The organism is Azospirillum agricola (assembly GCF_017876095.1).
GTDB lineage: Bacteria > Pseudomonadota > Alphaproteobacteria > Azospirillales > Azospirillaceae > Azospirillum > Azospirillum agricola.
The window spans coordinates 1-20,743 of sequence record NZ_JAGINM010000033.1; the positions used below are offsets into that span (position 1 = coordinate 1).

Here is a 20,743-nt window from a genome sequence, read left to right on the forward strand (position 1 = left end):
AAACCCAGGGTGGTAGTCTGCCAGATCAGAGGTGGCTGGTTATTGGACGCCGATCACCCCTGAAACTGGCCCAGTGTTGCAAGCCGATGCACACCGGTGCACCGCGTATCTCGTTCCAGCCTGCGTGACGACTGCCTGCGCAACGCCAGAGGCGAGATGCTAAAAGGCAAGCGTTCCACCATTCCGGCCTTCACCAAGGGTTCTGACGGAAGAGCGGCTCCGCTGACCCGCCAATGCACCATGGACTACAAGATTGAACCGATCCGCCAGAAGGTTCGGGAACTGCTGGGCGTGAAGCCTCGGGGGCGCGTCCCCGCTGGCGCCCATGTTGAGCAGTGGATCGGCATCAGCACCGACGAAGCGGCCCGGATGAAGCCCAGCCGGGACGCATGGTGTGAACACCGCTGGCCGCTGATTGAAATGCGGATGTCCAGGTGGGACTGCATCAGTTGGTTCGAGAAGCGCTACCCCGGACGTGTCCTGGCGAAAAGCGCCTGCATCGGCTGCCCGTACCACAGCAACGCTGCATGGCGCGAGATGCGAGACAACGACCCAGCGAGTTGGGCGGATGCCGTCGCGTTCGATGAGGCGATCCGGGCCGGGTTCGCTGGCAACCGCGGCAGCATCTACCTGCACCGCTCTTTGCGCCCGCTTCCCGAGGTGGACCTGCGCACGGCCGAAGACCTCGGCCAGATCAACATGTTCATCAACGAATGCGAAGGGATGTGCGGAGTATGACCACCACCCCGGCGCAGGCCGACACCCCGGAGAGCGTCGCCGCTGACTTGGCCACGCTGGAGGAATTTGCGTCCGAAGGCCTGGTATCCCCTTGGCTGTCAGGCACCCTACGACGGGTCGCGCGGGCCGGTCGGGCGCAGGCGGCGGAGATCGCGCGCCTCCACAAAGCCAAGGAAGACGCGAACCTCGCCGCGACCGGCCTGCGGATCAAGGCGACGCAAGACCGGGCGAAAATCGATGAGTTGCGGGACATGTTGCAGACCACGGAACAGGGCTTCCGAGCTTGTGATGCCCGCGCGACCCAGGCCGAAGCCGCCCTTGCCGCCTCCGAGAAGGACCGGCAGGCCATGCGGGAGGCGCTGGAGAAGAGCGCCGCCGGTTTCGCGGCCCTGACGAGCCTCTTGACCGGCGGACAGCTCTACGAGGGCGGGAAGCGGGTCGGGATGGCGGCATTGGCAGCCCACAGTCGGGCTGGTGAAGCACACGTCCGCGCCGCCCTCTCCACGGGCGCCACGGCGGACAGCGAGGGAGGCGGGCGTGGGTGAGCGCGTCCAGATCGGCCCTTGCCTCCTGATCCATGCCGATTGTCGGTCAGTGATGGACGCTTTTGCCGACGCCGATCTGCTGATGTCCGATCCGCCATACGGTGTGGACAGCAATACCGAGGGTCGTGGACGCGGCGGTCAATCGCTCAAGGGCATCGTGACCAAGGGGCGCGGCTTTCGGAAGATCGACGGCGACAAGGAGCCGTTCGACCCGTCGCCGTGGCTGAGCTACCCGAAGGTCGTCCTCTGGGGTGGCAACCACTTCTGCAGCCGCCTGCCCGACGCTGCCGGCTGGATCGTCTGGGACAAGCGCTGCGGCGTGGCGCCTGACGACAACGCCGATTGTGAGATGGCCTGGACCAACCTGCCCGGCGTCGCCCGCATCCACCGCCAGCTCTGGAAGGGGCTCATCAGGGCCGGCGAAGAGAACATCGCCCGAAGCGGCGGGAAGCTCCACCCGCACCAGAAGCCGGTAGCCCTGCATGAGTTCGTCATCCGTCGCGCCAAACTGCAGCCGGGGAGCCTGATAGCGGATCCGTTCATGGGATCGGCCTCCATCGGCAAGGCCGCCATCAGGCTCGGCATGCGGTACGTCGGCTGCGAGACCGACCGAGAACACTTCGAGACCGCCGTCCGATCGATCCGCGCGGAGTGGGAGGCGCACGTCGCGTCGCCGAGCCTTTTCGCTGAGCCCACAGCCAAGGCCAAAGCCCCCGACCTTTTCGGAGACAGCCATGCAGCAGCCTGAGACGCACCCAACGCCCGAGGAGCGGGCGGCCCGCATCATCCGCTCGTTCATCCTGCTGACGGCAGCCAGAAAGGCGCAGCAGCTTTGCCAAGACGCCATCGCCGCCGCGATCCGCTCCGCCTCCGACGCGGCCAGGGCGGACGAGCGGGAGGCGTGCGCCAAGGTGGCGGATGACGCCTACGACCAAGCGACGACGGCCATCAAGAACGCTCCGCTGGCCCGCATTCCAGCGCTTGCGGTCAAGTTCTGCCAGGGGCGCCAGCAGGAGGCCAAGGACATCGCCGACGCCATCAGGGCGCGCAGCACGGAGACCGGCCATGGCTGACCCCGCGCGCGTGCAGCCGGCAAGGGCGTGGCCGGTCGGGCACTTCATCCGCAGCGAACTTGAGGCGCGCGGATGGTCCGTCCAGGAGTTCGTCATCCGCATGCACCCAATCCAGTCGGTTCGTCAGCGCTCCATCGACATGCTCGCCGTGGACTTCCTACTGACGGTGGATGATCCCGGCCTGCGCATGGGCGAGATGGCCGCTCCGATGGCAAAGGCGCTCGGCGTGTCGGTCGAGTTCCTGACCAATCTGGAAGATGCCTACGTGGCGTGGGCCATGCGGCAGGGAGGATCACATGGGTGAGCCCGCGCGCGGCTACTACCCGGCAGCCTGCACCGCCTGCGGCTGGACCGGATCATCCGAAGACGCTGGCGGCCTACCGGCACCGTGGGAGGACGATCAACTGCACTGCCCGAAATGCGGGATGCCGGCCGAAGAGGTTGGCGCTCCGGCGGCGGCGGCGAAGGGGGAGGGGTGAATGGGCTTGATGCTGCTCGAACTTGATGAGCGAATCGCCACCTTGACGCAGGCTATCCAGAGCAAACTGCGCGAGTTGGATGGTCTCCACGCCGACCTGCGCGAAGCCCGCGCCATCCGCGACGTCATGCTGGACAAACTGGAGGCCGAGGTCATGGGGCACACCAAGCCACGGCTGGCCGCCGCCCTGGCGGAAGGGTGGGGGCGCAGGAGAGGGAAGGGGAGGGCGAATGGCTGAAGACCTCCTGACCATCCCCGAGGCCGCCAGGGCGATCCACCCAACCGCCGTCAAGCCCGCCACCGTCCGCGCCGCGATCGAACGCGGTGACTTGCCCGCAAAGCGATTCGGCCGCACGCTCATGGTCACCCGAACCGACCTGGAGCTGTACATGACAAAGGGTGATCCATGGCAAAAGCCAACACCGGGCCGAAGCTCGTTCTCTTCGGCCCCGACAACCGATATGGCGCAACCCCGAAGCGGGGATTCGCCGAATACCTCTACTACATCCGCTGGTACGAAGCCGGCTCTAAGCGCGAGCGCTCAACGGGTACTGGCAATGTGCGAGACGCCCAGCAAGCCCTCGCGGCCTTCATCGGCGAGCGCAACCGACCAGCCGCCGCCGAAGAGTCGCAGCGCTGCGGTCCTGCCGCTCCGCACGAACTCACCGTGACGGACATGCTCGGGTTCTACCTGCAACACCACGCCCCGCATGCGGCGGCGCCGGAGAGGATTCGGTATGCGATCCGCAACCTCATTCCGTGGTGGGATGGCGTGATGGTGGACGGCGTCACGGCTGGGGCTTGCCGGCGCTACGCGCTGGAAAGCGGCCGGGCGCCGGCAACGATTCGACGCGAGCTGGGCACTCTGGCCGCAGCGATGACGTGGTGCGTCACCGAGGGTCGGCTGACCCAGGGAGGCATCGTCGTTCTGCCCCCGGTCCCAAAGGACGAGCAGCCGTTCCTCAACCGCGCCCAGGCCGCAAAGCTGCTGCTGACGGCATGGCGTCGCCGGCAGCGGTGGAAGGACGGGGAGGGGAGGTTGAGTTACAACCTGCATCTGCCGCTGTTCATCTTGATCGGGCTGTACCAGGGCGCGCGCAAGGAGGCGATCCTCGGCCTGCAATGGCAACCCAACACCGAGGGCGGGTATGTGGACCTCGATCGCGGGTTCATCGACTTCAACCCGATCGGCCGGGCGCAGACCAAGAAGCGCCGGGCGCGCGTCCCGATTGCGGCGCGGCTGCTGCCGTGGCTCAAGGTCGCCCGGAAGGCCACCCGGCAATTCGTGATCGAATGCGACGGGCAGCCGATTCGGGATGTGAAGATCAGCTTCCGGAACGCCGCCATCGCCGCCGGCATGCAGGAGGTCCATCCGCACACCCTGCGTCACACCTGCGTGACGTGGCTTCTACAAGATGGGCTCGACGTCTGGCAGGTTGGCGGATTCGTCGGCATGTCGCCCCAGACCGTTCAGCAGGTCTACGGGCACCACGCTCCCGAGTTCATGGCCGAGGCGGCAACATCCCGGAGAGGAAAGGGTGATGCGGGGATGAAGGCGGGGATGAAAACGATAAGGGCCTAGCTGCGGCAACAGCTAAGCCCTTGAATATCATAAGCAAGCGATGGCGGACCCGACGAGATTCGAACTCATGACCTCTGCCTTCGGAGGGCAGCGCTCTATCCAGCTGAGCTACGGGTCCGTTGCTTGCGGAGGCGGACCTTAGCGCAAGCCAACCAGTAACGCAACAGCCCTTCTTACCGATTTTGCAAGCCGCCCCAACTCCTCGGCGATCGCTGTGACCGGAACCTGTGCATCCCACAATCCTGGATCCGTCGACGCTCCGCAAAACTGATCTGTGGATAGCCCTGGCCCATGACCGCTCATCAAGCCTTAACAGCCTGTTCTAAAACAAGAGTTGCACTTCAGGATAGAATCCACCCCCGCTCACAATTAAAGGCACATAAGATATATTATGGAAAATAAAGACTTATACCCGTCTTTGCGCCAGCCCAGCGCGCGTGCGGCCAGCAGGATCGCCAGGGCCCCACCGAGGTCAGCAGCGACAGGCGCAGGGCGAACAGAGTCTCAGCGGAGGACAGGGCCGCCGCCAGTTCCCCCAGCGCAGACGCAGGACCAGCGCGCCCAGCACGCCGGCAACCGTCACGGCGACGATCGCCAGTGGCAGCACGGCCAACCGCTCGAACCGGGACAGACCGGAACAGGACGGGCCGGAACAGGACGGGCCGGATGGCGGCCCGCCGCCGGCCGATCCACACACCCGCGCTAAGAACGATTCGCATTGCGCGGAAATTGCCGCTATATCGGTCGGCCGGGACCTCGGCGCCCATCCGCCCCCGGTCCCGCTTCTTGCCTCATCAGTCTGTTCCCGCCCCATTCCCCGCAACCGTCCGACCGTCCCGTGACCGACGCCCCTTCCCCTGCCGCCTTCAGCCCCGGCCCCTGTCCGTGACAAGCTGGGCGCACAAGATCGCCGGGCTGTTCACCAGCCACCGCACGCATGTGGAGCGGGTCATCGCGCGCCGCACCGGCGATCCCCAGGTGGCGGGCGATCTGGCGCAGGACGCCTTCCTCCGTCTGGCCCGGATGCCCGACGGCGAGGCGGTCGAGAACCCGGCCGGGCTGCTGTTCACGGTCGCCGACCGCATCGCGCTGGATCATTGCCGGGTCCTGCGGCGGCGGCGGCGGCGCGACGGCGGCGCGCCCGGCGAAGACATCCCCTCCCCCGCCCCCGGCGCCGACGCGGTCGTCGAACGCAACGAAACCATGGCCCGCCTGCGCGGCGCCGTCGACGGGCTGTCGCCCAAGACCCGCGCCGTCTTCCTGCTCTACCACGCGGAGGGGCTGTCCTACCGGGCGATCGCCGAGCGGCTGGAGATCTCGCCGCGCACCGTGGAGTATCACCTGCGCCAAGCGCTGGAGCAGTGCCGGAGCCACATGAAGGGGCGCCCTCCCCGGCCCCGGTAGCCCCCGGCCCGGAAGACCGGCTTTCCGGAGGTGGAATTATCTCAGGGATTTTCCTGTCCCGATCGTCTTGATAAGGAAAGAAACCGGAAGGGGCGCGGACACGCGCTTGCGCGGAACAGGCGATGAGCGACACGGACAGACAGCGGCAGGATCGGGACCAGGATCAGGACGAGGACGCGCTGTTCGCCGAGGCGAACGCATGGTTCTTCCGTCTCCAGGCCGACGACCTCACGGCGGCGGAGCGCACCGCCTTCACCGCATGGCTGGAGCGCGGCCCGGCGCAGGCCCGCGCCTGGGCCGAGGTGCGCGACCTGCTGGACGCGCTGAAGGTCCCTGCGAGCGCCGCCCATCGCGCCGCGCACGGCATCCCGGCGCCCGCCGGGGCGCGACCGCCCTTCGGGTTCCGACCCTTCCGGACCCGCCGTTTCGCCCCGGCGGCGCTGGCGCTGCTGCTCGCCGTCGGCGGCTGGGGCCTGTGGCGCGGACCGGAGACCTACCAGAATCTCGTCGCCGACCACGCCACGGCGGTCGGCGAGCATCGCGCGGTCCGGCTCCCCGACGGCTCCACCGCCGACCTGAACACCGACAGCGCCATCGCGCTGGACTTCCAGGGCGGCGAGCGGCGGGTGCGGCTGCTGCGCGGCGAGGCGTGGTTCCAGGTCACGCGCGACCCGGAACACCCCTTCGTCGTCGATGCCGGAACCGGCGCCGCCCGCGTGCTCGGCACCCAGTTCAGCGTCCGCCGCGACGGCGGGCGCGTCACCGTCACCGTCGGCGAGGGGCTGGTCGAGGTCGCGGCGCTGGGCGGCGACGGCGGCTTCAGCTGGGAGGACACCGTCCGCGTCCACCCCGGCCAGAGCGTCGAAACCGGGGCCGGCGGGCTGTCGGCGCCGGTCGTCGCCGACCCCGGCGTCGCCTTCGCGTGGCGCAACGGGCAGGTGGTGTTCCGGCAGCAGCCGCTCGCCTCGGTCATCGACGCCCTGAACCGGCAATGGCCCGGCCGGGTCGTGCTGCTGAACGACGAGGCCGCCGACCGCGTCGTGTCGGGCGTCTTCTCCCTCGACCGCCCGGCGGCGGTGTTCGACGCGCTGGAGCGTGGCATCGGCGTCCGCGCCACCCGCATCACCCCCTACCTGACCCTGCTTCGCTGAGGCTTCCGCCCCCCTTCCAACCGCTCATCCAGAAAGAATCGGCCCACCGCAAAAAACTTCCCGGGGTTTTCGCCGCGACCGTCGTCTTGTTGGAAAAAGGGCAAATGAGACGCAGTCGCGATCGGCCGCGTCGGCCCTGTGTTCCTTTCGGCAGAGGCGAGCGATGGCGGCAGTTGGCGCGGGTGCGGGTGTGCGTGTTTCGAAGACGGGCCGGCGGGCTCCCTGGCTGGGCCGGCTGCTGGCCAGTTCGGTGCTGATCGCGCCGGGCCTCCTGGTCCAGGGCGTTCCGGCCGCCATGGCGCAGGCACAGGCCCAGACGGGAACCGTCGCCTTCGCCATCGCCCCGCAATCGGTGGACGGCGCGCTCGCCGCCTTCTCGGCCGCGACCCGCATCCAGGTCCTCACCCCCGGCGAGGTGACGCGCGGCGTCTCCTCCCCCGGCGTCAGCGGCCGGCTCTCGGCGCGCGACGGGCTGAACCGGCTGCTGTCGGGCACCGGGCTCGTCGCCCGCTTCCTGAACGACGAGACGGTGACGGTCGAGCGCGTCGCGGCGCAGGGCGCCGTCCAGCTCGATCCCGTCCAGGTCGCCGGGGCGGCCACCGCCACCGGCCCCAGCGTGCTGCCCCAGGCCTACGCCGGCGGGCAGGTGGCGCGCGGCGGGCGGCTCGGCGCGCTCGGCAACCGCGACGTGATGGACGTGCCCTTCAGCGTCACCGCCTACACCGCCGAGACCGTCCGCAACCAGCAGGCCGAGACCGTCGCCGAGGTGCTCGCCAACGACCCGGCGGTACGCGCCAGCCTCGGCTACGGCAATTTCTCCGAAGCCTTCGTCATCCGCGGCTTCCCGCTCTACGGCGAGGACATCGCCGTCGACGGGCTCTACGGCATCGCCCCGCGCCAGGTCTCCGCCGCCGACATGTACGAACGGGTGGAGCTGCTGAAGGGCGCCAACGCGTTCCTGAACGGCGCCGCCCCCAGCGGGACCGGCATCGGCGGCGGCATCAACCTGGTGCCCAAGCGGGCCGACGACGAGCCGCTGACCCGGCTGACCGCCAACTACGCGATGGACAGCCGCTTCGGCGGCGCGGTGGATGTCGGCCGCCGCTTCGGTGACGGCGGGATGTTCGGCGCGCGCGCCAATCTGGTGGCCCGCGACGGCGAGACCGCCGTGGACGGCGAGAAGCGCTCGCTGCTGCTCGGCACGCTGGCGCTGGACTATCGCGGCGAACGGGCGCGGGTGACGCTCGACCTCGCCTCGCAGCGCCAGCGGGTCGAAAACGGCCGCCCGGTGGTCCATCTCAACAGCAGCGCCGTGCCCGCGGCGCCCTCGGCCTCGCGGAACTACGCGCAGCCCTGGACCTATTCGGACATGCGCGACACCTTCGGCCAGCTCCGCGCCGAATACGACATCCTGCCCAACGTCACCGTCCATGGCGCGCTCGGCCTGCGCCACACGCGGGAGGACGGCGACTACGCCTCGCCCACCGTCACCAGCGCGAACGGCAACGGCACGTCGAACCGCCTGACCGTGCCGCGCCAGGATTTCGCGTCGAGCGGCCAGATCGGCCTGCGCGCCGAGCAGAGCACCGGCCCGGTTCTGCACCGCCTCGACGTCGGCGCCTCTCTGATGCGCACCGCCAACCACAACGGCTTCGAGTTCGGCGCCAGCGCCCCGACGAACCTGTACACCCCGATCATCGTCGCCCGGCCGCGCACGACCTCGGCCGCCGGCATGACCGGCGAGCCGCCGAAGGTCAGCGAGACCGACCTGAAGAGCTTCTACGCCTCGGACACGCTGTCGATCCTCGACGACCGGGTGTCGCTGACCGTCGGCCTGCGCCAGCAGAACCTGCACGTCAAGGGCTACAACCGCGCCAGCGGCCTGCGGACCACCAACTACGACGAATCCGCCCTGACCCCGGTGGTCGGGCTGGTGGTGAAGCCGCTGAAGGAGCTGTCGCTCTACGCCAACCGCATCGAGGGGCTGGCCCAGGGCCCGACCGCGCCGACCACCTCCGTCAATTCGGGCGAGATCTTCGAGCCCTACAAGTCGGTGCAGTACGAGGTCGGCGGCAAGCTCGACTTCGGCCGCTTCAGCGCCTCGCTGGCCCTGTTCCAGACCTCGCAGCCGAGCGGCGTCACCGACCCGGTCACCCGCATCTACGGCGTGTCCGGCAAGCAGAAGAACCGCGGCGTCGAGCTGATGCTGTACGGCGAGCCGGTGGACGGCCTGCGCCTGATCGGCGGCGCCACATTCATCGATCCGGAACTGACCAACACCGGGAACGCCGCGACCGAGGGCAACGACGCGGTCGGCGCGCCGCGCCAACAGTTCAACGCCAACGTCGAATGGGACCTGCCCTTCCTGCCGGCCTCGCTGCCGAAGGTGACGCTGACCGGCCGGATGATCCACACCGGGGCGCAGTATGTGAACGTCGCCAACACCTTGAAGATCCCGAGCTGGACCCGCTTCGACCTGGGCGCGCGGATGACCACGGACATCCAGAACCGGCCGGTGACCTTCCGCGCGGCGGTGGAGAACGTCGCCGACAAGGCCTATTGGGCGTCCGCCAACGGCGGCTACCTGACCCAGGGCAACCCGCTGACCGCCAAGCTGTCGATGTCGGTCGATTTCTGACCGGCGGCACCCGGCGCCAGCCTCCAGCCAGCATGAAGGGCCTGCCATGACCAACCGGACCATCAAGGCGTGGTACCTCGTCCACAAATGGACGAGCCTGATCTGCACGCTCTTCATGCTGCTGCTGTGCCTGACCGGACTGCCGCTGATCTTCCATGACGAGATCGACCAGCTCACCGAGGACAATTCGCTTCCGCCGGTGCCGCCCGGCACGGGGCTGAGGACGCTGGACGACGCGGTGGCGGCGGCGCTGGCCGCCTATCCCGGCGAGCGCGGCCTGTTCCTCAGCTTCGACGAGGACCGGCCGGTGGTGAACGTCACCACCGGGCCGTCCGCCGGCGCGTCGCGCAAGGAGATGCACATCTCCGCCATCGACCTGCGCACGACGCGCATCGTCGGCGAGCTGAACGACGAAAGCGGCTTCATGCACATCATGCTGCGCCTGCACGTCGACCTGTTCGCCGGGCTGCCGGGCGAGCTGTTCCTGGGTTTCATGGGCTTCCTGCTGTTCGTCGCCACCCTGTCGGGGGTGGTGGTCTACGCCCCCTTCATGCGCAAGCTGCGCTTCGGCACGGTGCGGACGACGCGCAGCGCCCGGCTGAAATGGCTCGACCTGCACAATCTGCTGGGGATCGTCACCCTGATGTGGGTGTCGGTCGTCGGGCTGACCGGCGTCATCAACACGCTGTCGGTGCCGCTGGTCGCCTATTGGCGGTCCGACCAGCTCGCCGCGATGGTCGCGCCCTACAAGGACAAGCCGGTGCCCGAGCGCTTCGTCTCGCTCGACGCGGCGGTGCGCACGGCGATGGAGGCGGCGCCCGGCACCCGGCCGCAGTTCGTCGCCTTTCCCGGCGTGCGCTTCTCCAGCAACCACCATTACGCGGTGTGGCTGAAGGGGGCGACCCCGGCGACCAACCGCATCCTCACCCCCGCCCTGGTCGACGCCGAGACCGGAGCCCTCACCGCCATGCGCTCCATGCCCTGGTACATGCTGGCGCTGCGGCTGTCGCAGCCGCTGCATTTCGGCGATTACGGCGGGCTGCCGCTGAAGATCCTGTGGGCGGCGCTGGACGTCGCGGCCATCGTGATCCTGGGCAGCGGGCTCTATCTGTGGGTCGTTCGGCGGCGGACCTCCGTCGAGGCGCGGCTGCGCGAGGTCGGCGGCGACCGCGTTCCGGCGCCGGGAGCGGCCGAATGAAGCGCGCCGCTCCCCCGCCCGCCCCGCTGCCCCCGCGCGCCATCTTCGGGGTTCCCCTCCTCATCGCGCTCGCCACCATCGTCGGTCTGGTCGCGGCGCTGCTCGACGACGGGCTGTACGACGCCGTGTCCTGGGCCGCCCTGCTGGTGCCGCTGCTGGTGATCGGCTGGGCGCTGCGCTGCCGGCGGAGTTGAGGGCCGCCGCGCCTCACGCTTCGGTGCGGGCCGAAGCACCCGGCGGGCGCGCCGACCGGCGGTTGGCGATAATATTTGAATTTCTCGGCCCTTATCGTATCCTTCGGCGCCCCCGGATGTCGGCGCTCGGCGGCGAGCCCGCGTTTCCGAACCATTGTCCACCCGGCCGGTGTCCACCCGGCCGGTGGATGGATGGATGGGGTCGGGGCCTTGCCGTTCGGAACGTGAAACGCCGCGCCAGTCTTAACCGCCAAACAAAATCGAGCGCATGGGAATGAGTGGGACACTTGCTGACAAGTACGACTTCAAGGTTGCCGAGGCGGACTGCCAGGAATCCTGGAAGCGCCTGAACACGTACGCCTGGGACGCCACCGCGCCCAAGAGCGAGTCGTACATCATCGACACCCCGCCGCCCACCGTGTCCGGCTATCTGCACATGGGGCACATCTACAGCTACACGCAGACCGACCTCACCGCCCGCTACATGCGGATGGCCGGCCGCAACGTGTTCTACCCCATCGGCTTCGACGACAACGGCCTGCCGACCGAGCGTCTGGTCGAGGCGACCCGCAAGATCCGCGCCACCGACATGTCGCGCGAGGAATTCGTCGCCATCTGCCACGAGGTGGTGCAGCAGTCCGAGGAGGACTTCCGCAAGCTGTTCCGCTCCATCGGCCTCAGCGTCGACTGGGCGCAGGAATACCAGACCATCAGCCCGACCAGCATGAAGCTGTCGCAGATGTCGGCGCTGGACCTGTTCAAGAAGGGCCACCTGTACCGCACTTGGCAGCCGACCCTGTGGGACCCCGTGGACCGCACCGCCCTGGCCCAGGCCGAGGTGGTCGACAAGGAGGTCGCCAGCTCGATGTGGGAGCTGGCCTTCGGGCTGGAGGGCGGCGGCGAGGTGGTGATCGCCACCACCCGTCCGGAGCTGCTCGGCGCCTGCTGCGCCCTGTTCATCCATCCCGACCACCCGAAGGCGGCCGGGCTGCTGGGCCGCAACGCGATCTCGCCGCTGTTCCAGGTTCCGGTGCCGATCCTCGCCGACGAGCGCGCCGACCCGGAAAAGGGCACCGGCATCGTCATGTGCTGCACCTTCGGCGACACCACCGACATCGAGTGGTGGCGCGAGCACAAGCTGCCGACCCGCGTCATCCTCGACAAGAACGGCCGCCTCACCGGGCTGGAGCGCATCGGCGCCAGCGCCGACTGGCCGTCGCTGGACCAGGATTCCGCCCAGGCGGCGGCCGCCGAGCTGACCGGCCTCAAGGTCAACGCGGCCCGCGCCAAGACCATCGAGCTGCTGACCGCCCGCGATCTGGTGCGCGGCAGCACGGCGGTCAACCGCATGGTGCCGTCGGCCGAGCGCTCCGGCGCGCCGCTGGAAATCCTGGTGACGCCGCAGTGGTTCGTGCGCGTGCTGGACAAGAAGGACGACCTGCTCAAGATCGGCAGCGAGATCGCCTGGTACCCGCCCTACATGCAGGTGCGCTACGACCGCTGGGTCGAGAACCTGAAGTGGGACTGGTGCATCTCGCGCCAGCGCTACTTCGGCGTGCCCTTCCCCTTCTGGTACTCCAAGCGGCCGGGCGAGGAGGGCAAGGTGCTGTTCGCCGACGTGGCGGACCTGCCGGTCAATCCGCTGACCGACCTGCCGCGCGGCTACACCGCCGACGAGGTCGAGCCCGATCCCGACGTGATGGACACCTGGGCCACCAGCTCGGTGTCGCCCCAGCTCAACAGCCGCGCGGTGGCCCCCGGCTTCGAGGTCGACAGCGAGCGGCACGACAAGCTGTTCCCGGCGACCATGCGCCCGCAGGCCCATGAGATCATCCGCACCTGGGCCTTCTACACCATCGTCAAATCGTACCTGCACGAGGGCAAGGCGCCCTGGAAGGACATCACCATCAGCGGCTGGTGCCTCGCCCAGGACCGCTCGAAGATGTCCAAGTCCAAGGGCAACGTCGTCACCCCCGACAGCCTGCTGGAGCGCTACGGCGCCGACGTGGTGCGCTACTGGACGGCGACCTCGCGCCTCGGCCTCGACACCGCCCTGTCGGAGGACGTGCTGAAGGTCGGCAAGCGGCTGACCACCAAGCTGTGGAACGCCACCCGCTTCGTCTCGATGCAGCTGAAGGACTTCGACGGCGCCCCGTCCACCCCCAAGGAGGACGTGGCCAAGGGCATCATCGTCTGCCCGGTCGACCAATGGATCCTGACCAAGCTGTCCGAAGTCGTCCGGGGGGCGGGCGAGCTGTTCGAGAAGTACGAATACGCCGATGCCCTGCATCTGATCGAGCGCTTCTTCTGGAACGACTTCTGCGACAACTACCTGGAACTGTCGAAGGGCCGCGCCTATTCCGACGTGGGCAACGAGGCCGAGCACCGCTCGGCCCAGTACACGCTGTGGCATTGCCTGGAGACGATGCTGCGGCTGTTCGCGCCGACCCTGCCCTACATGACCGAGACGCTCTACCAGGGCCTGTTCCCCGGCCGGTCGCCGTCGATCCACAACCGGGGCAACTGGCCGAAGGCGGACGACCAGTTCGCCTCGGCGTCGGCCGAACTGGCCGGCGAGGCCTGCGTCGGCATCCTGGCCGCCGTCCGCAAGGCCAAGAGCGACCGTCAGGTGTCGCTGAAGACTCCGCTGGCCTGGCTGCGCGTCGCTCCCGGCGCCACCCCGCCGGACGGCGCGCGGGAGCTGGTCGCCTCGATCACCGGCGATCTGGCCGCCACCGTCGGCGCCAGCCTGGTGGAATGGGCGGATTCCCTGGAGGGCGAGACGGTGCCCACCCAGGATTCGGCCTTCGCGCTTCAGCTCGAATTCGCCGCTCCCGCCCAGGAGTAGGCGTTCGGCAGGCGTTTCGCTACCGGGGCCGTCCAGCATGGACGGCCCCACGCCCACCCGTCATCCCAGCGTGAAGACCTCGCGCACGGCCGGCCGCACGGAACCGCCGCCGTCCGCGCCGGAAAGCATCCCGCGATCCATTGCGGCCTCCCCATTTTCGCGGATCGTCGAGACCGGAACGGGAGGCCGGGGCGCAAGACGGCTGGGTGCTAGACCATCGAATCCAGCTCGCGGCGGCGCGCGTCCGACAGGCCGAGGCGGGAGGCCAGATAGGCGAGATACTGGCGATCGACCTCGCTGCCGCCGCGCACCGCCAGTTCGGAGGCGAGATAGATCTGCTCGGCCGTCTCCGGATCGCGGGCCTCGCGGACGATGTCGTCCATCGGCCGCGGCGCGCGCAGTTCGGCCTCGACGATCCGGCGGTCCTCCGGTTCGGCCTGGGCCGCGTCGAGGCTGTCGAGGATGCGCCGCTGCTCGTCGGGCGAGATGCGGCCGTCGGCGTTCGCCGCCGCGATCATGGCGCGGATCAGCAGAAGCGCCTTGGCGTCGCCGAGGTCGGGCTCGGGCTCGGGCGTGCCGCCGCGCAGCACCCCGGCCAGACGGTCGCCCAAGCCACCGGCAAGACCACCCACGGACGATCCGCCCGAAGCACCACCCGAGGCACCACCAAGCGCGCCGCCCAGGATGCCGCCCAGGCCGAAGCGGTCGAGGATGCCTCCCAGCGGCCCGCCGACCGTCGAACCGGAAGGCGTCCCGAAGGCTCCCGGTGCCGGGCCGGGCGCCGGGCCGGGCGCCGACGGGTAGGAACCGGGGGCTCCAGGCTGCTTCTGGCCGTCCTGATAGGCCCGGTAGGCGAGATAGGCCAGCGAGGCGAGCCCCGCCTTCTGGAACAGCCCCATGCCGCCGGCGGCGGCCGGAAGACCGTGGCCGTAATGGCCCTTCTTGAACGCCTTCCTGCCCTTCTTGCCGAGAAGCAGGGGCATCGCGGCGGCAAAGGCCGGTCCCCGGCCGGTGCGGCCGGCCATCCCGTTGGCCAGGATGACGCCGAGGACTTTGCTCAGGTTGCTCATCGCTCTCTCTCCCGCTGGGTCTGGCCTGCTGGTCCTGGAGCGGTCGCCCTCCCGCTACAGGACCGGGAGCAGAAGAGATGGGGACGTTTCGGGCGGTTGAAACCCGGCTTCCCCCTCAAGAGTCCTGGAGCGGATCGGCAGCGGGCTCGATCCGGTAGGCACAGCGCCGCTCGCCGGCCAGGATGTGCTCCATGCGCCGCACGCGGGCGCCCTGCCCGATCACCGTCTGGAAGACCGACAGCTCGGCGCGGCAGAAATCCTGGCAGGCGGCGGCGGCGGCGCAGATCGGGCAGTGGTTCTCGACGAGGAACAGCGCGCCATCCGCCTCCTCCCCCCATTCCGCCATGTAGCCTTCGCGGTCGCGGATCGCGGCCAGCCCCGCGACGCGGTCGCCCAGCCCAGCCAGCCCGGCCAGTTCGGCCTCGTAGGCGGCCGTGGCGTCGGCCTCCCGCGCCGCGATCAGCGCATCGAGCGCCGGCGGCCCGAACTTCGCCTGGACGGCCTGGAGCAGTTGCACGGCCAGCTCCGCGTGGGCGTTCGGAAAGCGGTCATGCCCGGCCTCCGTCAGTTGCCAGAGCTGGGCGGGCCGCCCGACCCCGCGCGGCTGGGTCCGCGCCTCCGCCAACCCCTCCGCCGCGAGCTTGCCAAGCTGCTGGCGCGCGTTTTCCGGCGTCGTCCCGAGCGCGCGGCCGAGGTCGGCCGTGGTCTGCGGGCCACGGGTCTTCAGGAGGGTCAGCAGCCGGTCGGCCACCGGACGCGGCGACCAGCCCCCATTTTCCAAGTCAGAACTTGACATATTCTCCCGCAGCCAATAAACCAAGAATGCACTTGGAAATCTAGCCATTCGGCCCGCCCGAGTCCATGGGGCATGGTTCGCGGACCGCTCATGGGTCGGTCCATGGCCGGACGGCTTCACGGTAAGGAGGAAACGATGACCGCTGCGTTCGTTCTGCCCGACCTGCCCTACGCCCCGGACGCGCTCGGGCCGGCGATGTCGCTGGAAACCATGACGCTGCATCACGGCAAGCACCACGCCGCCTACGTCGCCAAGCTCAACGAGCTGGTGCCCGGTTCGGCCTTCGCCGGGCTGCCGCTCGACGCGCTCGTCCAGAAATCCTTCGCCGACAAGGCGTCGCCGGCCATCTTCAACAACGCCGGCCAGCATTGGAACCACATCCATTTCTGGAGCTGGATGAAGCCGAACGGCGGCGGATCGGTGCCCGGTGCGCTGGAGACGCGCCTGATCGACAGCTTCGGCTCGGTCGCCGCCTTCAAGGACGGCTTCGTGAAGGAGGGGGTCGCCCAGTTCGGCTCCGGCTGGGTCTGGCTCACCGAGGAGGCGGACGGGCGGCTGGCCCTGATGCGCACGCCGAACGGCGAGAATCCGCTGGCGCACGGCCGGCACGCGCTGCTCGGCTGCGACGTCTGGGAGCACGCCTATTACGTCGACTACCGCAACCGGCGCCCCGACTATCTCGCCGCCTTCCTGGACCAGCTCGTCGACTGGGAGGCGGTGGCCTCGCGCCTGGAAGGGAAACCGGCCGCCTGAAACCGGCGCCCCGTCCGGCCGGGAACCCCGAAGCCGGACGGTGTGTCGCACCCTGCGGCCATGGAAAGCCCGGCCGGGCTGTGCCACCCTCGCGCCGCCGCTCCACCGCCAGCCACGGCGGGGCGGCGGCGCGGATCGGCGGCTTCCGCTCGCCGAGGAAAGCGCGCGGGGATTCTGCGAAGGGGTGCGCCATGGACTATGATGTGATCGTCGTCGGCGGCGGTCCGACGGGTTTGGCCTTCGCGCGGTCGCTCGCCGGCAGCGGCCTGCGGCTGGCGGTCGTCGAGCGGCAGGCGCTGGACGCGCTGGCCGATCCCGCGCCCGACGGGCGGGAGATCGCGCTGACCCATCGCTCGGTCGGCATCCTCGGCGACCTCGGCGCCTGGGCGCGGCTCGACCCCGCCGACATCGCGCCGCTGCGCGAGGCGCGGGTGCTCAACGGATCGTCGCGCTTCGCCCTGACCTTCGGCGGGACGGGGAGCGGCGGGGACAGGCTGGGGCAGCTCGTCTCCAACCACCGCATCCGCCGCGCGCTGTTCCAGGCGGCCGAGGGGCAGAACGGCCTGACGCTGCTCGCCGGCCAGACCGTGACGGACGTCCGCACCGACCGGGACCGTGCCGTGGTCCGCCTGTCGGACGGGCGGAGCCTGACGGCGCGGCTGCTCGTCGCGTCGGATTCGCGCCTCTCGGAGGTCCGCGACCGGCTCGGAATCGGGGCGTCGATCAACCGGCTCGGCCAGTCGATGATGGTCTGCCGCGTCGCCCATGACGGCGAGCATGGCGGCGTCGCGACCGAATGGTTCGAGCATGGGCACACCATCGCCATGCTGCCGCTCAACGGCCGGATGTCCTCGGCGGTGCTGACGCTGCCGTCCGCCGCCATGCGGCAGATCGCCGGCCTCGATCCCGAGGCGCTCGGCGCCGAGATCACCCGGCGCTATCGCGGCCGGCTGGGAGCGATGCGCCCGGTAGAGGAGCCGCGCGTCTATCCGCTCGTCACCACTTACGCCAACCATTTCGCCGCCACCCGCGCGGCCCTGATCGGCGACACCGCGGTGGGGATGCATCCCGTCACCGCGCACGGCTTCAATTTCGGCCTCCAGGGGCAGGCGACGCTCGCCCGCCTCGTCCGCGAGGCGGCGGCGAAGGGACGGGACATCGCGGCGCCCCTGCTGCTCCGCCGCTACGAGATGACCCACCGGCTGGCGACGCGGCCGCTCTACACCGCCACCGCCCTCCTCGTCGGTCTCTACACCAACGACCGCCCGCCCATGGCCCTCGCCCGCCACGCGGCCCTGCGCGCCGCCGCGCACCTGCCGCTGGTGCGCAGCACGGTGACCCGGATGCTGATGCAGCACTGACGGCGAGGCTTCGCCCTCCGCGTCACTCCGGAACGAGGGCGGCGGCCTCGCGGTCGCGCGCGTCGGCGCTTTGGGAAAGCCCCGCCCTCACGGCCGCCCGGTCCTCGGCGCCGCGGTTCTGGCTCATCTTCCACTTGGCCTCGATCCGGGCGATCGGCATCCGCACCCCGACGATCCCGCGCAGTTGCGCGGCGATGAAGTCGGGCGGCGCGTCGCCGACCGCCCAGGGCTGCGGCCGCGCGCCCTCGTGGCGGTCGGTCAGCCGCGTGACGACGGCGAGCAGCCGGTCGGCGTCCTCGAAGAACTCGACCGGGCCGTGGGCGTGGACCGTCACGTAGTTCCAGGTCGGAACCACCTTGCCGTCCCGGCTCTTGCCCGCGTACCAGGACGGCGTGACGTAGGCGTCCGGCCCCATGAAGATCGCCAGCCCGTCACCGGCCGGCGGCTCCCTCCATTGCGGATTGGCCTTCGCCAGATGCCCGTAGAGCGTGCCCCACTCCCCCTCGCCCGCGTCGAGGAACAGGGGCAGCGGCGTGCACATCAATCCCCCGGCCGTGGCCGTGACCAGATTGGCGAGCCGGGCGGCGCGCATCGTCTCGTGGATGGCGGACCGGTCGGTCTCGCGAAACGCCGGGGGCGTGTGCATTCGGGCCTCCTTGACGGGTTGGAGTATCCCTGAAAACCGGCCCGCCCGAAACAGCCGGATCGGCACGCCGCGAGAGAAGGATGCGCCGGCAATCGCAGCCCGGCCGCTCCCGATCGGCAAACGGTGCGGATCAAGCTGGGCCGGTTACATCAAGCTGTCACGCAAACGCTCTACCATCGGTGCCCGACACGGGGGGTTGGCCGCCCCTCCGCCATCCCGACATGGCCGGCATCCGTCGCGGACGGCGCCGTGCCCGAACCGCTGGAAAGCCAGAATGTCCGATCTGTCCAATCCCTCCCGCCGGAAGGCCCTGCAACTGCTGGCCGGCGTTCCGATGCTGCCGCTCGCCGCCTCCCCGCTGCTGGCCGGGTTCGGCAGCGCCGCCGCCGTCGCCGCCACCCCGGCGGCGGGCGCGCGCTTCGCCTCCGCCTCCTTCACCGGCATGGCCGCCCCGACGCTGAGCAACCCCGCCGCCATGGCGACCACCACCGTGGGTTCCAGCCTCTCCGTGAGCTTGAGCGACGGCAGCACGCAGACCTTCAAGCTGGCCTACGAACCCTTCTTCATCACCGGCGACATGGTGTCCGACGGCAAGGGCGGCACCATCCTGGCCGGCGGCTACGTCGACATCGACGGCAAGCCGATCATCGACCGGTCGGTGCCCGGCAAGGAGCGTCAGGTCTTCTCCGATTCGCCGGACGGCACCTCCCTGCTGGCGCTGCCCGACGCGACGGTTCCCGGCATCAAGGGCAAGGCGGTCTTCGCCGTCGTGCAGTTCGAATACACCACCAGCAACCAGGCCGGCGCCGACACCTACGGCACCCTGCCCTCGCCGATCGCCGTGCTGACGCTCGACCAGGACCAGACCACCGGCAAGCTGACGCTGGTCCAGTACCACAACGTCGACACCTCGAAGGTCCATGGGCTGTGGATCACCTGCGGCGCCAGCCTGTCGCCGTGGAACACCCACCTGTCCAGCGAGGAGTACGAGCCGGACGCCGCCTTCATCGAGTCGAACAAGCAGTTCAAGGCCTACAGCGCCAACCTCTACGGCGACGAGACCAAGGCCAACCCCTACCATTACGGCCACCTGCCCGAGGTGACGGTCAACCCGGACGGCACCGGCTCGGTGAAGAAGCACTTCTGCATGGGCCGCATCTCGCACGAGCTGATCCAGGTGATGCCGGACAACCGCACGGCGCTGATGGGCGACGACGCGACGAACAGCGGCCTGTTCCTGTTCGTCGCCGACCGTGAGAAGGACCTGTCGTCGGGCACGCTCTACGTCGCCAGGATCGGCGAGGGCTTCTCGATCGACCCGGCCGCCGCCGGCGCCGCGCTGTCCTGGATCAAGCTCGGCCACGCCACCAGCGCCGAGATCGAGGAGATGGCGGGCAAGCTGAAGCCCGCCGACATCATGACCGTGCTGAAGGAGGATCCCAAGGACGACTCCTTCACCAAGATCTTCTCCAACGGCGCGGCCAACTGGGTGAAGCTGAAGCCCGGCATGGAGAAGGCGGCCGCCTTCCTGGAAACCCACCGCTACGCCTACCTGATGGGCGGCAGCATGGGCTTCACGAAGATGGAAGGCACCACCGTCAACATCAAGGACAAGGTCGCCTACTCCGCCCTCCAGAACATCGTCGATTCGATGGTCAAGGGCGGCAAGGGCTGGAACGCCGCCAGCGGCATCGCGCTGGAGAAGCCGCTGGTCGCCGGCGGCATCATGGCCCACGATCTGGCCGGCGGCCAGAAGGACCAGACCGGCGCGGCCATCGACAGCGAGTGGGTGCCGGTGCGCACCAAGGCCCTGCTGGTGGGCGAGGACATCCCGGCCGACGCGCTGGGCAACCTGGCCAACCCGGACATGATCGGCAACCCGGACAACCTGAAATTCTCGGAAAAGCTGCGCACGCTGTTCATCGGCGAGGACAGCGGCAGCCACGTCAACAACTTCCTGTGGGCCTACAACGTCGACACCAAGGCGCTGTCGCGCCTGATGTCGATCCCGGCCGGCGGCGAGTCGACCGGCCTGCACGCGGTCGACGAGCTGAACGGCTGGACCTACATCATGAGCAACTTCCAGCACGCCGGCGATTGGGGCAAGACGCTGCACAGCAAGGTGCAGGCGACGCTCGATCCGCTGGTCCGGGCGAACTACAAGGACCGCTTCGGCGCCGCCGTCGGCTACCTGACCGCCGAGACCACCAGCGTGCAGCTGTCGAAGGCCTGACCCTTGGCGACTCCCCTCTCCCCTGGGAGAGGGGA

The 20,743-nt window shown here is 69.4% G+C and carries 19 protein-coding genes, 1 tRNA gene and 1 pseudogene; 17 read left to right on the top strand and 4 right to left on the bottom strand.

What is annotated here, in order from left to right; all coding sequences use genetic code 11:
• The first annotated feature begins 156 nt into the window (after nt 1–156).
• The 8 genes and pseudogenes from J2847_RS30710 (at nt 157) to J2847_RS30740 (ending at nt 4,416) form a co-directional block, all read left to right on the top strand.
• Nucleotides 157–738, top strand: coding sequence for a hypothetical protein (locus J2847_RS30710; protein WP_209782530.1), 582 nt, complete (start codon nt 157–159; stop codon nt 736–738).
• Nucleotides 735–1,283, top strand: a complete 549-nt coding sequence (locus J2847_RS30715) for a hypothetical protein (protein WP_209782531.1) — start codon at nt 735–737, stop codon at nt 1,281–1,283. The genes J2847_RS30710 and J2847_RS30715 overlap by 4 nt, the downstream gene beginning before the upstream one ends.
• Nucleotides 1,276–2,031, top strand: coding sequence for a DNA methyltransferase (locus J2847_RS34865; RefSeq protein ID WP_209782532.1), 756 nt, complete (start codon nt 1,276–1,278; stop codon nt 2,029–2,031). Before J2847_RS30715 ends, J2847_RS34865 begins: the two co-directional genes overlap by 8 nt.
• Nucleotides 2,018–2,356 carry a hypothetical protein gene (locus tag J2847_RS30725; RefSeq protein WP_209782533.1) on the top strand — a complete coding sequence of 113 codons (339 nt, stop codon included), beginning with the start codon at nt 2,018–2,020 and terminating at the stop codon, nt 2,354–2,356. The genes J2847_RS34865 and J2847_RS30725 overlap by 14 nt, the downstream gene beginning before the upstream one ends.
• On the top strand, nt 2,349–2,660 hold the full coding sequence (locus J2847_RS30730; protein ID WP_209782534.1) for a hypothetical protein: 312 nt from the start codon (nt 2,349–2,351) through the stop codon (nt 2,658–2,660). The genes J2847_RS30725 and J2847_RS30730 overlap by 8 nt, the downstream gene beginning before the upstream one ends.
• Before the next feature lie 175 nt (nt 2,661–2,835).
• Nucleotides 2,836–3,072, top strand: a complete 237-nt coding sequence (locus J2847_RS30735) for a hypothetical protein (protein WP_209782535.1) — start codon at nt 2,836–2,838, stop codon at nt 3,070–3,072.
• Nucleotides 3,065–3,220, top strand: a pseudogene (locus J2847_RS35005) (helix-turn-helix domain-containing protein); the annotation flags it as partial. The gene J2847_RS30735 and the pseudogene J2847_RS35005, both read left to right, overlap by 8 nt.
• A 20-nt stretch (nt 3,221–3,240) precedes the next feature.
• On the top strand, nt 3,241–4,416 hold the full coding sequence (locus J2847_RS30740; RefSeq protein WP_209782536.1) for a tyrosine-type recombinase/integrase: 1,176 nt from the start codon (nt 3,241–3,243) through the stop codon (nt 4,414–4,416).
• 41 nt (nt 4,417–4,457) lie between these two features.
• On the opposite strand, the gene J2847_RS30745 is transcribed toward J2847_RS30740, so the two are convergent.
• A tRNA-Arg gene (locus tag J2847_RS30745) sits at nt 4,458–4,534 on the bottom strand.
• A gap of 767 nt (nt 4,535–5,301) precedes the next feature.
• On the opposite strand from J2847_RS30745, the gene J2847_RS30750 reads away from it, so the two are divergent.
• From J2847_RS30750 to J2847_RS30775, 6 genes are all read left to right on the top strand, one after another.
• Nucleotides 5,302–5,820 (top strand): RNA polymerase sigma factor, encoded by a 519-nt coding sequence (locus J2847_RS30750; RefSeq protein WP_223677508.1) that lies wholly within the window; start codon nt 5,302–5,304, stop codon nt 5,818–5,820.
• A 122-nt stretch (nt 5,821–5,942) separates the two neighbouring features.
• Complete coding sequence (locus tag J2847_RS30755) at nt 5,943–6,971, top strand: FecR family protein (protein ID WP_209782538.1); 1,029 nt, start codon at nt 5,943–5,945, stop codon at nt 6,969–6,971.
• Nucleotides 6,972–7,161: 190 nt separating this feature from the next.
• Nucleotides 7,162–9,609, top strand: coding sequence for a TonB-dependent receptor (locus J2847_RS30760; RefSeq protein ID WP_325169521.1), 2,448 nt, complete (start codon nt 7,162–7,164; stop codon nt 9,607–9,609).
• A gap of 46 nt (nt 9,610–9,655) precedes the next feature.
• On the top strand, nt 9,656–10,807 hold the full coding sequence (locus J2847_RS30765) for a PepSY-associated TM helix domain-containing protein (protein WP_209782539.1): 1,152 nt from the start codon (nt 9,656–9,658) through the stop codon (nt 10,805–10,807).
• Nucleotides 10,804–11,001, top strand: a complete 198-nt coding sequence (locus J2847_RS30770) for a hypothetical protein (RefSeq protein WP_209782540.1) — start codon at nt 10,804–10,806, stop codon at nt 10,999–11,001. The genes J2847_RS30765 and J2847_RS30770 overlap by 4 nt, the downstream gene beginning before the upstream one ends.
• Nucleotides 11,002–11,275: 274 nt before the next feature.
• Nucleotides 11,276–13,849: a valine--tRNA ligase gene (locus tag J2847_RS30775; protein WP_209782541.1), complete on the top strand. Its 2,574-nt coding sequence runs from the start codon at nt 11,276–11,278 to the stop codon at nt 13,847–13,849.
• Between the two features lie 209 nt (nt 13,850–14,058).
• On the opposite strand, the gene J2847_RS30780 is transcribed toward J2847_RS30775, so the two are convergent.
• Both J2847_RS30780 and J2847_RS30785 read right to left on the bottom strand, forming a co-directional pair.
• A complete protein-coding gene (locus J2847_RS30780; protein ID WP_209782542.1) occupies nt 14,059–14,919 on the bottom strand; it encodes a tellurite resistance TerB family protein in 861 nt (286 codons plus the stop codon).
• 115 nt (nt 14,920–15,034) lie between these two features.
• A complete protein-coding gene (locus J2847_RS30785) occupies nt 15,035–15,715 on the bottom strand; it encodes a helix-turn-helix transcriptional regulator (RefSeq protein WP_211114890.1) in 681 nt (226 codons plus the stop codon).
• A gap of 135 nt (nt 15,716–15,850) precedes the next feature.
• On the opposite strand from J2847_RS30785, the gene J2847_RS30790 reads away from it, so the two are divergent.
• Both J2847_RS30790 and ubiM read left to right on the top strand, forming a co-directional pair.
• Nucleotides 15,851–16,468 carry a superoxide dismutase gene (locus J2847_RS30790; protein ID WP_209782543.1) on the top strand — a complete coding sequence of 206 codons (618 nt, stop codon included), beginning with the start codon at nt 15,851–15,853 and terminating at the stop codon, nt 16,466–16,468.
• Between the two features lie 191 nt (nt 16,469–16,659).
• Entirely contained in the window at nt 16,660–17,829 is a 1,170-nt protein-coding gene (gene ubiM / locus J2847_RS30795) for a 5-demethoxyubiquinol-8 5-hydroxylase UbiM (protein ID WP_209782544.1), read from the top strand.
• Between the two features lie 22 nt (nt 17,830–17,851).
• On the opposite strand, the gene J2847_RS30800 is transcribed toward ubiM, so the two are convergent.
• A complete protein-coding gene (locus tag J2847_RS30800; RefSeq protein ID WP_209782545.1) occupies nt 17,852–18,475 on the bottom strand; it encodes an FMN-binding negative transcriptional regulator in 624 nt (207 codons plus the stop codon).
• A 274-nt stretch (nt 18,476–18,749) separates the two neighbouring features.
• Here J2847_RS30800 and J2847_RS30805 point away from each other — a divergent pair, with 274 nt between their 5' ends.
• Nucleotides 18,750–20,708, top strand: a complete 1,959-nt coding sequence (locus J2847_RS30805) for a PhoX family protein (RefSeq protein ID WP_209782546.1) — start codon at nt 18,750–18,752, stop codon at nt 20,706–20,708.
• Nucleotides 20,709–20,743 lie beyond the last annotated feature (35 nt).

Bases quoted from the DNA above. Each gene is read 5' to 3' on its own strand.
- J2847_RS30710 (WP_209782530.1), top strand. From the start codon at position 157: ATGCTAAAAGGCAAGCGTTCCACCATTCCGGCCTTCACCAAGGGTTCT.
- J2847_RS30715 (WP_209782531.1), top strand. From the start codon at position 735: ATGACCACCACCCCGGCGCAGGCCGACACCCCGGAGAGCGTCGCCGCT.
- J2847_RS30725 (WP_209782533.1), top strand. From the start codon at position 2,018: ATGCAGCAGCCTGAGACGCACCCAACGCCCGAGGAGCGGGCGGCCCGC.
- J2847_RS30730 (WP_209782534.1), top strand. From the start codon at position 2,349: ATGGCTGACCCCGCGCGCGTGCAGCCGGCAAGGGCGTGGCCGGTCGGG.
- J2847_RS30735 (WP_209782535.1), top strand. From the start codon at position 2,836: ATGGGCTTGATGCTGCTCGAACTTGATGAGCGAATCGCCACCTTGACG.
- J2847_RS30740 (WP_209782536.1), top strand. From the start codon at position 3,241: ATGGCAAAAGCCAACACCGGGCCGAAGCTCGTTCTCTTCGGCCCCGAC.
- J2847_RS30755 (WP_209782538.1), top strand. From the start codon at position 5,943: ATGAGCGACACGGACAGACAGCGGCAGGATCGGGACCAGGATCAGGAC.
- J2847_RS30765 (WP_209782539.1), top strand. From the start codon at position 9,656: ATGACCAACCGGACCATCAAGGCGTGGTACCTCGTCCACAAATGGACG.
- J2847_RS30770 (WP_209782540.1), top strand. From the start codon at position 10,804: ATGAAGCGCGCCGCTCCCCCGCCCGCCCCGCTGCCCCCGCGCGCCATC.
- J2847_RS30775 (WP_209782541.1), top strand. From the start codon at position 11,276: ATGAGTGGGACACTTGCTGACAAGTACGACTTCAAGGTTGCCGAGGCG.
- J2847_RS30780 (WP_209782542.1), bottom strand. From the start codon at position 14,919: ATGAGCAACCTGAGCAAAGTCCTCGGCGTCATCCTGGCCAACGGGATG.
- J2847_RS30785 (WP_211114890.1), bottom strand. From the start codon at position 15,715: ATGTCAAGTTCTGACTTGGAAAATGGGGGCTGGTCGCCGCGTCCGGTG.
- J2847_RS30790 (WP_209782543.1), top strand. From the start codon at position 15,851: ATGACCGCTGCGTTCGTTCTGCCCGACCTGCCCTACGCCCCGGACGCG.
- ubiM (WP_209782544.1), top strand. From the start codon at position 16,660: ATGGACTATGATGTGATCGTCGTCGGCGGCGGTCCGACGGGTTTGGCC.
- J2847_RS30800 (WP_209782545.1), bottom strand. From the start codon at position 18,475: ATGCACACGCCCCCGGCGTTTCGCGAGACCGACCGGTCCGCCATCCAC.
- J2847_RS30805 (WP_209782546.1), top strand. From the start codon at position 18,750: ATGTCCGATCTGTCCAATCCCTCCCGCCGGAAGGCCCTGCAACTGCTG.